The organism is Bradyrhizobium sp. BR14999, from assembly GCF_056106085.1.
In genome coordinates, this window is sequence record NZ_CM148536.1 from 2,669,092 (window position 1) to 2,681,162 (window position 12,071).

Annotated in this window: 13 protein-coding genes and 1 pseudogene; 7 read left to right on the forward strand and 7 right to left on the reverse strand. The window is 62.9% G+C overall.

Annotation, left to right across the window (positions count from 1 at the left end; translation table 11 throughout):
* Positions 1 to 107: 107 nt before the first annotated feature.
* From pxpB (ACR9YP_RS12250) to ACR9YP_RS12260, 3 genes are read left to right on the forward strand one after another with little or no spacing between them, the layout of a single operon-like run.
* Positions 108 to 803: a 5-oxoprolinase subunit PxpB gene (pxpB, locus tag ACR9YP_RS12250; protein WP_474219944.1), complete on the forward strand. Its 696-nt coding sequence runs from the start codon at positions 108 to 110 to the stop codon at positions 801 to 803.
* Positions 800 to 1,816 (forward strand): 5-oxoprolinase subunit C family protein, encoded by a 1,017-nt coding sequence (locus ACR9YP_RS12255; RefSeq protein WP_474219945.1) that lies wholly within the window; start codon positions 800 to 802, stop codon positions 1,814 to 1,816. Before pxpB (ACR9YP_RS12250) ends, ACR9YP_RS12255 begins: the two co-directional genes overlap by 4 nt.
* A complete protein-coding gene (locus tag ACR9YP_RS12260; protein WP_474219947.1) occupies positions 1,813 to 2,580 on the forward strand; it encodes a 5-oxoprolinase subunit PxpA in 768 nt (255 codons plus the stop codon). The genes ACR9YP_RS12255 and ACR9YP_RS12260 overlap by 4 nt, the downstream gene beginning before the upstream one ends.
* Here the strand turns inward: ACR9YP_RS12260 and ACR9YP_RS12265 are convergent.
* The 6 genes from ACR9YP_RS12265 to ACR9YP_RS12290 are packed head-to-tail and all read right to left on the reverse strand — an operon-like array spanning position 2,573 to position 7,241.
* Positions 2,573 to 2,998 carry an acetyl-CoA carboxylase biotin carboxyl carrier protein gene (locus ACR9YP_RS12265; protein ID WP_474219948.1) on the reverse strand — a complete coding sequence of 142 codons (426 nt, stop codon included), beginning with the start codon at positions 2,996 to 2,998 and terminating at the stop codon, positions 2,573 to 2,575. The genes ACR9YP_RS12260 and ACR9YP_RS12265 overlap by 8 nt on opposite strands.
* Positions 2,989 to 3,966, reverse strand: coding sequence for a 5-oxoprolinase subunit C family protein (locus ACR9YP_RS12270; RefSeq protein ID WP_474219949.1), 978 nt, complete (start codon positions 3,964 to 3,966; stop codon positions 2,989 to 2,991). Before ACR9YP_RS12270 ends, ACR9YP_RS12265 begins: the two co-directional genes overlap by 10 nt.
* Positions 3,963 to 4,625 carry a 5-oxoprolinase subunit PxpB gene (gene pxpB, locus ACR9YP_RS12275; RefSeq protein WP_474219950.1) on the reverse strand — a complete coding sequence of 221 codons (663 nt, stop codon included), beginning with the start codon at positions 4,623 to 4,625 and terminating at the stop codon, positions 3,963 to 3,965. Before pxpB (ACR9YP_RS12275) ends, ACR9YP_RS12270 begins: the two co-directional genes overlap by 4 nt.
* Positions 4,622 to 5,977: an acetyl-CoA carboxylase biotin carboxylase subunit gene (accC, locus tag ACR9YP_RS12280; protein ID WP_474219951.1), complete on the reverse strand. Its 1,356-nt coding sequence runs from the start codon at positions 5,975 to 5,977 to the stop codon at positions 4,622 to 4,624. The genes pxpB (ACR9YP_RS12275) and accC overlap by 4 nt, the downstream gene beginning before the upstream one ends.
* Complete coding sequence (locus tag ACR9YP_RS12285) at positions 5,977 to 6,435, reverse strand: acetyl-CoA carboxylase biotin carboxyl carrier protein (RefSeq protein ID WP_474219953.1); 459 nt, start codon at positions 6,433 to 6,435, stop codon at positions 5,977 to 5,979. Before ACR9YP_RS12285 ends, accC begins: the two co-directional genes overlap by 1 nt.
* Positions 6,436 to 6,482: 47 nt before the next feature.
* Positions 6,483 to 7,241 (reverse strand): SDR family oxidoreductase, encoded by a 759-nt coding sequence (locus tag ACR9YP_RS12290; protein ID WP_474219954.1) that lies wholly within the window; start codon positions 7,239 to 7,241, stop codon positions 6,483 to 6,485.
* A gap of 185 nt (positions 7,242 to 7,426) precedes the next feature.
* On the opposite strand from ACR9YP_RS12290, the gene ACR9YP_RS12295 reads away from it, so the two are divergent.
* Together ACR9YP_RS12295 and ACR9YP_RS12300 are read left to right on the forward strand one after the other, a co-directional pair.
* On the forward strand, positions 7,427 to 8,407 hold the full coding sequence (locus tag ACR9YP_RS12295; RefSeq protein ID WP_474219956.1) for a LysR substrate-binding domain-containing protein: 981 nt from the start codon (positions 7,427 to 7,429) through the stop codon (positions 8,405 to 8,407).
* 96 nt (positions 8,408 to 8,503) lie between these two features.
* Positions 8,504 to 9,175 (forward strand): 4-carboxy-4-hydroxy-2-oxoadipate aldolase/oxaloacetate decarboxylase, encoded by a 672-nt coding sequence (locus ACR9YP_RS12300; protein WP_474219957.1) that lies wholly within the window; start codon positions 8,504 to 8,506, stop codon positions 9,173 to 9,175.
* Between the two features lie 1,168 nt (positions 9,176 to 10,343).
* Here ACR9YP_RS12300 and ACR9YP_RS12305 read toward each other — a convergent pair.
* Complete coding sequence (locus ACR9YP_RS12305; protein ID WP_474221051.1) at positions 10,344 to 10,610, reverse strand: DNA -binding domain-containing protein; 267 nt, start codon at positions 10,608 to 10,610, stop codon at positions 10,344 to 10,346.
* 347 nt (positions 10,611 to 10,957) lie between these two features.
* Here ACR9YP_RS12305 and ACR9YP_RS12310 point away from each other — a divergent pair.
* A pseudogene (locus tag ACR9YP_RS12310) lies at positions 10,958 to 11,333 on the forward strand (chorismate-binding protein).
* Between the two features lie 33 nt (positions 11,334 to 11,366).
* Entirely contained in the window at positions 11,367 to 11,711 is a 345-nt protein-coding gene (locus ACR9YP_RS12315; protein WP_474219958.1) for a hypothetical protein, read from the forward strand.
* Positions 11,712 to 12,071: the final 360 nt, after the last annotated feature.

The following is a 12,071-nucleotide window of genomic DNA, read 5'->3' on the forward strand; positions in this document are numbered from 1 at the left end:
ATCGACATCCCTTATGCCCGCAGACGAACATCGTCTTGGATCGCCTCTTGTTGCTTGGCTAGATTTGAGGGTGGCAGCGCCACGCGCGTTGGACCAGCGAGGCCCCTTTGTCGATTTATCAGCCCAGCGCTCCCCTTGTCGGCACGATCGAGAAAAGCCCGAAGATCAGCCTGATCGGCACGCTTGCCATGCTGGTCGAGGCGCCGGGTGACTTCGACCTGGTTCAGCAGGGACGCATCTGGGCTCTGGCAGATGCGGTTTCCAGCTGGCCCAACGTCCAGGAGGCCGTCATTGGCGTGACCAACGTGATGCTCGTATTCGAGCGGCCGCCGGCGGATATCGGCATGCTCAGCGCCTCAATCGTCGAACTGTGGCATCGCGTGCCGATTCGCAAGGCGGACGGCAAGCTCATCGAGATTCCCGTGGTCTATGGCGGCGAGCTCGGCGTCGATTTGCCGGCGGTTGCGAGCCGCGCCGGATTGTCCGAGCGTGACGTCATCAGGATTCACAGCGAATGCGAATACACCGTCTGTGCGGTCGCGAGTTCGCCGGGGTTTGGCTATCTCTACGGCCTCGATCCACGCATCTACATGCCGCGCAAATCCGTGCCGACGCTCAATATGCGCGCAGGCTCGGTGACGATCGGCGGAATGCAGACCGGGGTGGCGGCGCTGACAAGCCCGAACGGATGGAATGCGATCGGATGGGCGTCGATCGCCATGTTCGATCCACAGCGTGAGCAACCCTCCTTAATGCTGCCGGGCGACCGCGTCAGGTTCAGAATCGATCGGGTCGAGCTGTGATCGAGATCCTGACCAGCTACGCGTTCAATACGATTCAGGATCTCGGTCGGCGCGGCGCACGTCGTTTCGGCGTGAGCACGTCCGGCGCCATGGATCCCGTCGCGCTCGCCGCCGGCAATGCGCTGCTCGGCAATGACGACAATGCAGCCGGCATCGAGATCCAGACGTTTCCGTTCCGCCTGCGTTTCCAGGCGGACACCACATTTGCGCTGACGGGCGCCGATCACGTCTCGACGCTGGCCGGATCATCTGTCCGTCCGTGGTGGTGCAAGCGGGCAAGGGCCGGCGACATTCTCGCGATCACCGCGCCGCGGCGGGGCGCGCGGGTCTACACGACGTTCGGCGGCGGCATCGATGTTCCGCGCGTGCTGGGCTCGCGCAGCACGCATCTGCGCGGGGGCTTCGGCGGGCTCGAGGGCCGTACCTTGCAGGCGGGCGACGTCGTGCCGATCGGGAGTACGTCGCACAACAGCGAAGGCCGCTTCGACTTCGGCGTGACGCCGCCGGATGTCGCGATCGCGGGCGCCGCTCCAGCAGATGACCGTGTGCTGCGGATACGCGTCATGCGGGCCGGCGAGTACGACCTGTTTTCGGAAACGATGCAGGCGGCGTTCTGGTCGACACGATGGAGGATCAGTGCCCAGAGCGACCGGGGCGGCTACCGTCTCGCCGGCGGCAAGCTGACATTGGATGCGCCGGTCGAGATGCGCTCACATGGCGTCGTAGCTGGCGTCGTGCAGGTACCGCCGGCCGGCGAGCCGATCATCCAGATGAGCGATGCCAATACGGCCGGTGGCTATCCGAAGATGGCGGCCGTAATCCAGGCTGATGTCTGGCGCCTCGGTCAGGCGGCACCGGGATCGTTCATCGCCTTCAGTGAGGTGAGCTACCAGCACGCGGTTGCGGCCATGGTTCCCGTCAACGACTACCTCGCGAAATTGCGTGCGACCGCGGATCTCTATCGAGCGCTTTCAGTGGACGTCAACAATAACAAGAGTAGGGTACGAACATGAAAATCGGCATCAATTCGGATATGGGCGAAGGCTTCGGCAACTATCGCATCTGCGACGACGAGGCGTTGATGAGCATCATCTCGTCGGCCAACGTGGCGTGCGGTTTCCATGCCGGCGATCCCATCATCATGGATCGCATGGTTCGCCTGGCGAAGCAGAAGGGGGTCGAGGTCGGCGCCCATCCAGGCCTGCCTGACCTTCTCGGATTTGGCCGCCGCGTGATCCAGATGGACGCCTCGGAGATCGAGAAGCATATGGTCTATCAGATCGGCGCCTTGCAGGCGATCGCGGCCAATGCCGGCCATCGAGTAACACATGTCAGCTTCCACGCCGCGATGGGCAACATGGTCAACGCCGACCCCCACATGGCTGACGTGGTCGCCCGTGCGATCGCGACCATCAACCGCGATTTCATCGTGTTCTCGCAGCCGGACGCCGAGATCGTGCGCGCCGCGCGCAAGGTGGGCCTGCGTATCCTGACGCTGTTCCTGGCTGACCGCGCCTATGACGAGAACGGCCACCTCGTGTCCCGCAAGCTTCCCAACTCGGTCATCACCTCGACCGAGACTGTGGCCGAACGGGTCAAGCGCTTCCTCGACAGTGGCACCGTACAGACCATCGAGGGCAAGTCGATCAAGGTCGAGGCGCGCTCGATCCTGATCCACAGCGACACGCCCAGATCGGTCAATATCGCTGCCACCGTGCGGCGCGTGATCGAGCAGGGCGGCGGCGAAGTCACGCCCGCAACCGTCCTGCTCAATTGATCGGGCTGCTCCGGGAGAGCGGGCGGATGCGCACAATCGGTGTGCCGTACCCGACCGTCGCGCCAGGCTCTGCGATCACGGCATCGACGGTGCCGGCGGACGGCGCCACGATGGGCGCATACAAGAGCCCGATCTTGACGAGGCCGACAATCGCCCCGGCCTCGATGCGCTGGCCCCGTGCGACGAATGGCTTGTCCCGCCAGGGATGAGCTGCAAGGAAATGCCCTGGGACGTCGGCTTTGGCGATGATGGATTGGTCTGCAGCGGGGGCTGAAAGCGTGGGGGAGCTAGCCACGTGCGGCCTCGCGTCGATGACGAGCTTGAGGGACTGGCCGGGCTCCTCGATTTCGATCGTGTCGATGCCGGACCTTTCGAGGATCTGCGCCAGACGCGCGATATCGGTCAACTCTATCGGCATGTTCTGGTCTCCTCGACAAGGCGCACATTGGTCCTGAGCCGATCGAGATAGGCCGACATCCCGGCTTCGGCTTTCAGCGCATCGGCGTAAGCAGTTTGCTCGAAGCGTAACCTGCTGCCGAGCCGCGCCTGCCCGACGCGCCACAAATCGACCCGGATCACGGTTGCGATCTTCGGGTAGCCGCCGGACGTCTGCGCGTCGCGCATTTGGATGATCGGCTGTCCGTTCGGCGGAATCTGGATGACGCCGGGGACGATGCCGTACGAGCGCTTCTCGATCGGTGCCTTCGGCTTCACGGCGGGGCCTTGCAGGCGGTAGCCGTAACGGTTGCTCTGCGGCGTGATCTTCCAGCTGCTGGACCAGAACAGCGCCTGCGTGGCGGCGTCGAACCCGTCATACTCGCCGGCGACGACGACCCTGACGATGGTCTCGTCCGCAGCAGCGTTCGGCCGTGCCAGCGTGATGCCGGCCGGCTCGACCCCGAGTTCGCCGATGGCAGCGGTGGACGCCGCGCAGGGCAGGATGTCGCCCACCTGCAGCGGCCGTCCGTGCCAGCCGCCGAACTCGCCGCGAAACTGCGTGCTGCGCGAGCCCAGCACCATGGGCACGTCGATGCCGCCGCTGACGGCCAGATAGGTTCGCGCGCCGGAAGACATCGTCTTGATGTTCAGAACATCTCCGGCGCGTGCATGAGAGCGCCACCAGGGCGGGATGGGGCGTCCTGCGATCTCGGCCTCGACGCCTGCGCCCGTGAGCGCAAAGGCCATGTCCCGGCCGAAATGAAGCTTGAACGGCAGCATCGGGATCTCGATGCCGGCAGCGTTCTCGTCGTTGCCGAGCAGGATGTTGCTGGCGCGCAGGGCGACATCGTCCATCGTCCCCGAGGTGCCGACCCCGAAGCGATACTGGTCGAAGCGGCCGAGATCCTGGACGCTGGCGGGCCCTGTGACTGACAGGATCTCGATCACCGGATCACCCGTTTGATCTCGAACCGAATCGTATCGCCCGGCGCCAGCGCGGCGGGCGTCGACCAGGACGGGTCGAAGAACGTCCAGTTGGTATGCCCGATGGCATGCCAGCCACTCGGCCCGGGCGATGCGGAGACACCGGTCTGCGATCCGCCAATGGAGACCGATCCGCCCGCGGAGCGTTGCAGCGGCGTCTGCCGCCGCGGCATGGTGATGCGCGGGTCCATGCCGCCGAGATAGCAATAGCCGGGATGGCTGCCGAGCGCGAACACCGTGTAGAGCGGGGCGGCATGGATCGAGACCACGTCGTCGACGGACAGGCCGCAATGATCGGCAACGAATTGAAGCTGCGATCCGATCTCGCCGCCATAGCTGACAGGCAGCCTGATCTCGCGGCCCCCGACCGCGAGCCCTTCCGCCGCGTCCCAGCCGTCGTTGAGAGCTGCGATCAGGGTGTCGAGCTCGCGGGGAGGGGTCTCGAAAGTCAGCATCAAATTGGTGATGCCGGGAATGGCCTCGCGGATGTCAGGCCATTTCGACGCGTTGGCAGCCAACGACCAGATGCGCCGCTGATGCGGCAGGTCGAACGCGCCGGGCGCCTCGAACAGGAGGGCCGATGTGCCGAGCAGGCTGATCCGCGGCCGGTCCGGCGTCGTCATGGCGGGGCCACCCGCGCGCTCATCCAGTGTTCGAGATGATGGATGTCGTAGCCGCCGCGGCAGAACGTCGGATCGGCGAGGATCGCCTGATGCAACGGCACATTGGTCCGGATGCCTTCGGGACGCAGCTCGGACATGGCGACGCGCGCACGCGCCAGGGCTTCCTCACGGGTGCCGCCGTGGGCGATGAGCTTGCCGATCAGCGAGTCATAGTGACGGGGAACGGTGGCGCCCGCCGCGATATGGGAATCGACGCGGATGCCGATCCCGCCGGGCACGTCCCAGCGTGTCACGGTGCCGGGCGAGGGCGCGAAGGTGATCGGGTCTTCGGCATTGATGCGGAATTCAATGGCATGGCCAACACGGGCGATGTCGCCTTGCGCAATCCCCAGCGACTCGCCTTGCGCGATGCGGATCTGCGCCCTGACGATGTCGATCCCCGTCGTCACCTCGGTCACGGGATGCTCCACCTGAACGCGCGTGTTCATCTCGATGAAGAAGAACTGCCTATCCTGGTAGAGAAACTCAAAGGTGCCGGCGCCGCGATAGCCGATCCGCCGGCAGGCTTCGACGCAGCTTGCGCCCACCCGCTCGATCAGCGCGCGATCGATGCCGGGCGCGGGAGCTTCCTCGACCACCTTCTGGTTCCTGCGCTGGAGCGAGCAGTCGCGGTCGCCGAGCCAGAGATGATTGTCGTGCTGGTCGCACAGCACCTGGATCTCGATGTGGCGGGGTTTTTCGAGGAATTTCTCGATGTAGACCGCAGCGTTCTTGAAGGCCTTGCTGGCTTCCGCGCGGGTCAGCGCCAGCGCCTCGTCCAGCGCGCCTTCGCTGCGCACGATCCGCATACCGCGTCCGCCGCCGCCGCCGGCGGCCTTGATGATGACGGGATATCCGATGTCCCGGGCGATCGCGCGCACTTCGGCCGGATCATCCGGCAGGGCGCTGTCTGGCCCCGGCACGCAAGGCACGCCCGCCTGCCGCATCGCGCGCTTCGCCGCGACTTTGTCGCCCATGGTCCGGATGCAATCCGCCGGCGGGCCGATGAAGGTGAGGCCGGCGCGCGCGACGCGATCGGCAAACTCCGCACTCTCCGAGAGGAATCCGTAACCCGGGTGGATCGCCTGAGCGCCACTGACCTCGGCTGCGAGCAGGATCGCCGCAACGTTGAGATAGGTGCTGCTCGCCGGCGCCGGCCCGATGCAGAGCGCCTGATCGGCGAGTGCGACATAGCGTGCGTCGCGGTCCGCCTCCGAGTGAATGACGACCGTCTTGAGACCCATCGCCCGACAGGCGCGCTGGATGCGAAGCGCGATCTCGCCGCGATTGGCGATCAGGACCTTGTCGAACATCAGGATGAACCCAATGGCCCAATCCGGAACAACGCTTGTCCCGCTGCGATCTCGTCACCATTCTCGGCAAGGATCGCGAGCACGACGCCGGGCTCTTCGGCGGCGATGTCGATGAAGGTCTTCATCGCCTCGATGACGCAGATCTTCTGCCCGGCCTCGATCCTCGCACCGACCTCGACCAGCGGCGGCTCGTCCGGGGCCGCAGACCGGTAGAACATGCCGTGCATCGGCGCGGGCACGATGATGTCGGCAATGACGTCGGAAGCAGGGCTGTCTTGGTAGTCGGAGGCAGGGGCCTGCGGGTCGCTTCCGCTTGCAAGGTGGGCCGGGACCGGCTGCGCTCCCGCAGACGAGCGCTTGAGAATGCGAAGGCGGGTTCCGCCCTGCGTCAGGTCCAGCTCCGCGATGGAGGAGCGGGCAACCAGATCCACGAGTTGTTCGATCTTGGAGAAGTCCACGGTCACGCTCCACGTTGACGGCCGATCGCGTTTGGGGCGGTCATGCATTACTCAGCCGGTGGCCGGCTCTTCTGTGCAAAATTGAGGCCGCCGACGACCTGATGGGTTGGCAGGACTTCCATGAAGGCGACGTTCATGCGCGCCGGCGATCCAACCGCGAATGCGATCGCATTGGCGATGTCCTCGGGCTGGAGGGAATCATAATCGTCGAAGAAGCGGCGCTTGGCTTCCGCCAGATCACCAAGCAGCCGACCGAAAACCTCGGTCTCGACCCGGGCCGGGGATATCTCGGTGACGCGAACCCGGGTTCCGAAAAGGTCGACGCGCAATTGCTGCGACAGGGAGTGAATGCCGGCTTTCGTGGCGTGATACACGGTATTTCCGCCGCAGAACGCGTAATGGCCCGCGATGGAGGAGATGTTGACAATATGGCCGCGGTCGCGACGGGCCATGCCCGGCGCGATCAGCCGCGTCAGATGCAGGACGGCGCGCAGATTGACGTCGATGAGGGCGTCGACGTCCTCCGGCGTGGTGTCCAGGATATTGCCGCGGCGGGACTGGCCGGCATTGTTGACGAGAACGTCAAACTCGGCCGACTTCGCCAGGGCCGCGAGCGCATCGAGATCGCTGATGTCAACGGCGCAGGGGCGGCAACCGGTCTCCGCAGCCAGCGTTCCGAGGCGAGCAGGGTCGCGTGCCACGGCGTGGACCTGAAGTCCTTCGGCACTTAAGCGGCGAACCGTCGCAGCCCCGATCCCCGAGGACGCGCCCGTCACCAGTGCCGTTCGATAATCCGAAAATCCCATCCAAAGGGCTCCTGTGCTGCCGTCCAACCCGCTGGTGACGTCGGCTGCAACGCGAGCGGCGGACGAGTGCAGCACTAGCTATAGGCCCCTCGGGTTCCAAGTGGTAAGAACAATTCCTTCTGATCCCATAGCTTCAGCCTATTGCTGCTGCACTGCTCCCTAGCTGGATATCCGGAGGCGCCGTATTGGATACGAAACGTTTGGAGGCCTTCATCAAGGTTGTCGATCTCGGCAGCATGACGAGTGCGGCGAAAGTGCTGAATGTCGCGCAGCCGGCGCTGAGCCAGCACATTGCGAGCCTGGAGGCGGATTTCAAGAGCAAGCTGCTCCATCGCAGTGCCCGCGGCGTCAAGCCCACCGAGGCAGGACAAATCCTCTATCGCTATGCCAAGTCGATCCAGCGGCAGATCGAAGAGGCGAGACGCACCATTCTGGACAACAAGCCGGAGTTGACCGGCAACGTCACGATTGGCTTGGCGCCGCTCAGCTCGGCGGCATTGCTGGCGACCCCGTTGCTGCTGCAGGTCCGGGAACGCTATCCCGGCATCGTGCTGCACATCTACGACAGCTCCGGAATCATGCTCAGCGAGATGATGCTGAAGCGCAGCATGGACATGGCTATCCTCTATGGCGAACGCCCGGTGACGGGTCTGGATTACAAGCCGCTGATGCGCGAGTACTTCTATCTCGTCGCGCCCCGCAGCATGTATGCGGAGCAGCCGCCTGCGGAGGAGGCTTCCGCCGAGGAAGTCGCGCAATTCGACCTGCTTCTTCCATATCGGGAATCCTTCCTGCGACAGACGGTCGAGCGCGTCTGCGCCGAGGCGGGACTCCGTCCGCGCATCGTCGCCGAGATCCATTCGCAGTCGACCCTGTCTTCGGCGATTGCCGCTGGAATAGGGGCTGCGGTGCTGCCCATGTCGATCGCAAAGGAGTTGCCGAATGTCGACGAGCTCTGGGTTCGACGGATCAATGCGCCATCCGCGTCGCAGCAGATGTCGTTGTGCATCTCGGACAATGTTGCTTTGTCCGACGCCGCATTCGCAGTCTACAAGATATTGCTGGAAATCATTGTAAAAGAGTGGGGACCATTCGACTGCGCGACTGGTCCGAATGCCGTCATGGCTCCAACAGCAGCTCGGGATGGTTCGCAAGACGAGCCATAACGAAATGCGATGCGGCAATCCTAAAATCTGAATTTGCCGCCCCAAGGCGGTTGGTTATGGAGGTGTAACGGAGATCGCGACCGCAAGGAGGTTATCATGGTGCATGTGATCAGGACATTCGATCGGCCCGCCGCCGAGCTTGTCGAGCGCATCAAGAAGTTTCCTCCGTCCACCCTTCACGAGGCGCAGGGGCGATCGGGCGCGCTGACTTCCCGCATCAAGCCGATCTATTCCGGGATGCGCGCCTGCGGGCCGGCGCTGACCGTGAGCTGCCATCCCGCCGACAACATGATGCTGATCACGGCGATCTCGCTGGCGAGGCCCGGCGACGTGCTCGTGGTGAGCGCGGGCGATCATCCCGAGCAGGGCGGCTTCGGCGAGGTGCTGGCGACGGCCTGCGTCGCCAGGGGCATCGTCGGTCTGGTCACGGATGCCGGCGTTCGCGACGGCCTCGCGGTGCGCAACACCGGCTTCAACGTCTTCTCCTACGGCCTCTGCATGAAGGGCACCGTCAAGGAGACCCTCGGCACCATCAATCAGCCGATCGTCATCGGCGGAATTGCCGTTCGTCCCGGCGACATTGTCAGCGCGGATGATGATGGCGTCGTGATCGTGCCCAAGGAGAACATTGCCGACGCCTGCGTCAAGTCTGCGGCGCGCGAGGAGAAGGAAGCCGGCTTGATTCAGGCGCTCAAGGCCGGCGGGAACATCCTCGAGCTCTCGGGCATCGGCAAGGTGCTAGAGTCCAAGGGCTGCACCTTCGGCTGATCCAGTTCGGGGCCACTCCAGGTGGTAGAGGCGAGGGAAGCGTCGGTCGCAAACCGGAATACGGCGAGTTTGAACTTGAGAACCTGCGTTTTGAGCATCGGTAGAGCGAATTTCCAGTCTTGGGATAATGGGAGCGCCAGCTCGATACAGCGCGGCGCAGCTTTGGCTGATGATCTGCAGCGCCAAAACCTCTGCTGGCAAGTCGCCGGACGAACATAGAAGAGTATGTACCTAAGCTATCACAACCGGCCTCAGTCTGAATGAAAAGCTTGCTATGGCACGAAACGTACTAACTAGGAGAGGCTATCGGAGCATTGGCGTCGCAGAGCCGTATCCATAGAAGGCTCGATGGCTTGCGGTGGCGCCGTCACAAACTAGCTCTGCGCACCACTACACCGCTGTGCAGTCGGCCACGGCAATATCAGTTGGGAATAGCACGCGATACGCAAGCAAAACAGCGAAAGCCGGTGTCTTTGATCGATGTGCCGCGTATGACCGGGATCCAAAGGTACGAAATGATAGATAATGGCGCAGAGCGCCCACCTGTTTACTTCAAATTCTGGTCCAAGACCGGTGGTTTTATGCGTGGTTAGTTATTCGCGCGACGAGTGATGGACGGGACATCGTCTCAGTTGCAGCAAAATGCGGCGCGGGTCAGCGCAACCTAATGCGCTCGCTCGCCACCGCTGACCGCTGGACTGCATCATTCATGCGCGCGGACAAACTTCGCTCGGCGGGATTACGAACAATGCCGTGTTCCGCGCTCAGTCCGGCGGTGCGGGCCTGTTCACCAGCGACCTGAACTCCGGCATTGGAAATCCAGCGACAGTAACATTGTCATTGTGACCGGCAGTACCGAACGTCTGCGCCTGGACACAAGCGGCAATGTTGGCGTCGGCACCAATGTTCCGCTAGCCTCGCTTGACGTGAGCCCGCAAAGACCGACGCCGCAGCCACAAGGTGCTCCTCGCCGGGAGCAGGAGCACTCGCAGGAGGGGCTCGCCTTCGGCGATCGCTATCACTCCCCATCCAGTCGGGTGCCCTTTTAACCGGTCTCGTCGTCGCACTCGTCCCACGTGCCCCCTTCGGGTCGCTATTGCTCACGCGGTCCGGGTGCCATTTGAGTTGGCGATGCGCCTTCGCGCGCCTAAGACTCCTGTGCCCCGGATCAATTTAGGCTTGGAATGTCGCCGCGCATGATGTGACGGTAGCCATGCTCGGTCATCCACAGCGCCCGGGCCAGATGGCTGTCGTAAGCTTGCCTTGCACGATCCGGCTTAAGGCCCGGGTCGATACGCAGGACGATCTTTGAAACTTCTCGCCAGTCCGCACCTTCTGTATTTGCGTCGAGGAGACGCCAATAGGTGACCAGATGTTCCCAGGCGTAGGGCGTCAGCATTAACTCGGTTGGTACCGCAGCAGCCAACCTCGACAGTCGGCCGTTTCATCAGAACCTCATACCAACTCAGATGATCATCTACAGTCGAAGTCATCACACAACCGGTGGATAAGTACCAACGTCATGGCTCGCGTGTAGTCCTCAAGAAACGTGCTACGTGATGCGCCGGGTGCATCACCCATGTTGCAGACGTAGAAGAGTTTTCTACGACCTGGCTGAGCCGTGAGGGAACCTGTCTGCCCTCCCACGCCATGCTCCTTCAATCAAGCGCAAAGAGTCCCTGCGTCGTACGCACCTCCCGCAGGGGGCGTCCGTTATTGCGCTTGCACGATCGGTACCCGCTGTCACGAGGCCCCGAATGTATCCGGAATCGCGGGCGAGGGATGCGCCGGCGTTCCCGTGTCGGCCTCGTTACCGGTGACCTGGGAAGCGACCAGGACGCAATCACTCTTCTTCGAGCTTGCTTTCCTGGCGGTTCCATTATCGGGGCACCTAAGGTGCGAGCGATGAAAATCATTACGGAAATTGAGCGTGTGGCGCGAGAGGTCTATTGCGGGGGGATGGGCTTCCTCGGCTTTAAGGGGCACGGACACGAACATTGCGATTCGCACGGTTACGATCGATGGCGATCAGGCCGTGTTTCATGCGGGTAGCGGCATAACGGCGATGTCGGATCCAGAGGCCGAGTACGAGGAAACCCTGAGAAAGGCGCAGCGAATCTGTGAGGCATTTCGAGCTGAGCCATCCAGCGCATTGTGATTTTGATCTCGCCTGCTTTGGCTCCGTCGTACCATGGCGTGTTTGAAAGTCATAGAACTGGCGGAGCAGTTCGTCAGCCGCAATGCGCGTTGCGGCCCGCGCTGCAGCGCTGGTGGCCGAGCCAAGGGCGTGGCCGGCGAACGCTTCGCGCTGATAAAAGAACTCGATCCGGCGCGGCTGGCGTGGAGAAGACAAATGACCGTCAGCAAATATCAGTTCAGGCACGAGCTGCGGCAGCTGATCGAGAAGCACATCAGCTTATCGAGCACGTTCGAAGACTACGTCCTCATCACCGGAGCGCTGGAAGAGGCGCGGTACAGGTTGGACCTGAAGGCCGAGAAGTTTCCGGACGAGGAGGTCGACGCCTTCGAATTGTAGCGAGCGCATCGCGCTAGCCAGTAGAGGACAATACCCGCAGCGGATCTAGACATGGCCCGGGCCGTCGTCATCGTCTTCGGCTGGAGGGGCTGAAATACACTGGAGAAGCCAGCCAAATGCAGGATTTGGGCGTGAATCTGCGACTCGTTGCATTAATCGGTTGAACGAAACGCTCCAATGTGAAGCCGAGACGACACACCCGGGTGAGAAAGGAGACTGTTCGTTCGTTTCGTGCAGTGTTGGTCGGAGCAAAGGCGCCCAAAGCGCTGGCAAAGTCAGCGTGCCGGTCTAGCCTGAACAGGGGCAACGCGGATGGGAGATATAATGTTCGAACGTGATGGTGACTTGATCTCTCAACTT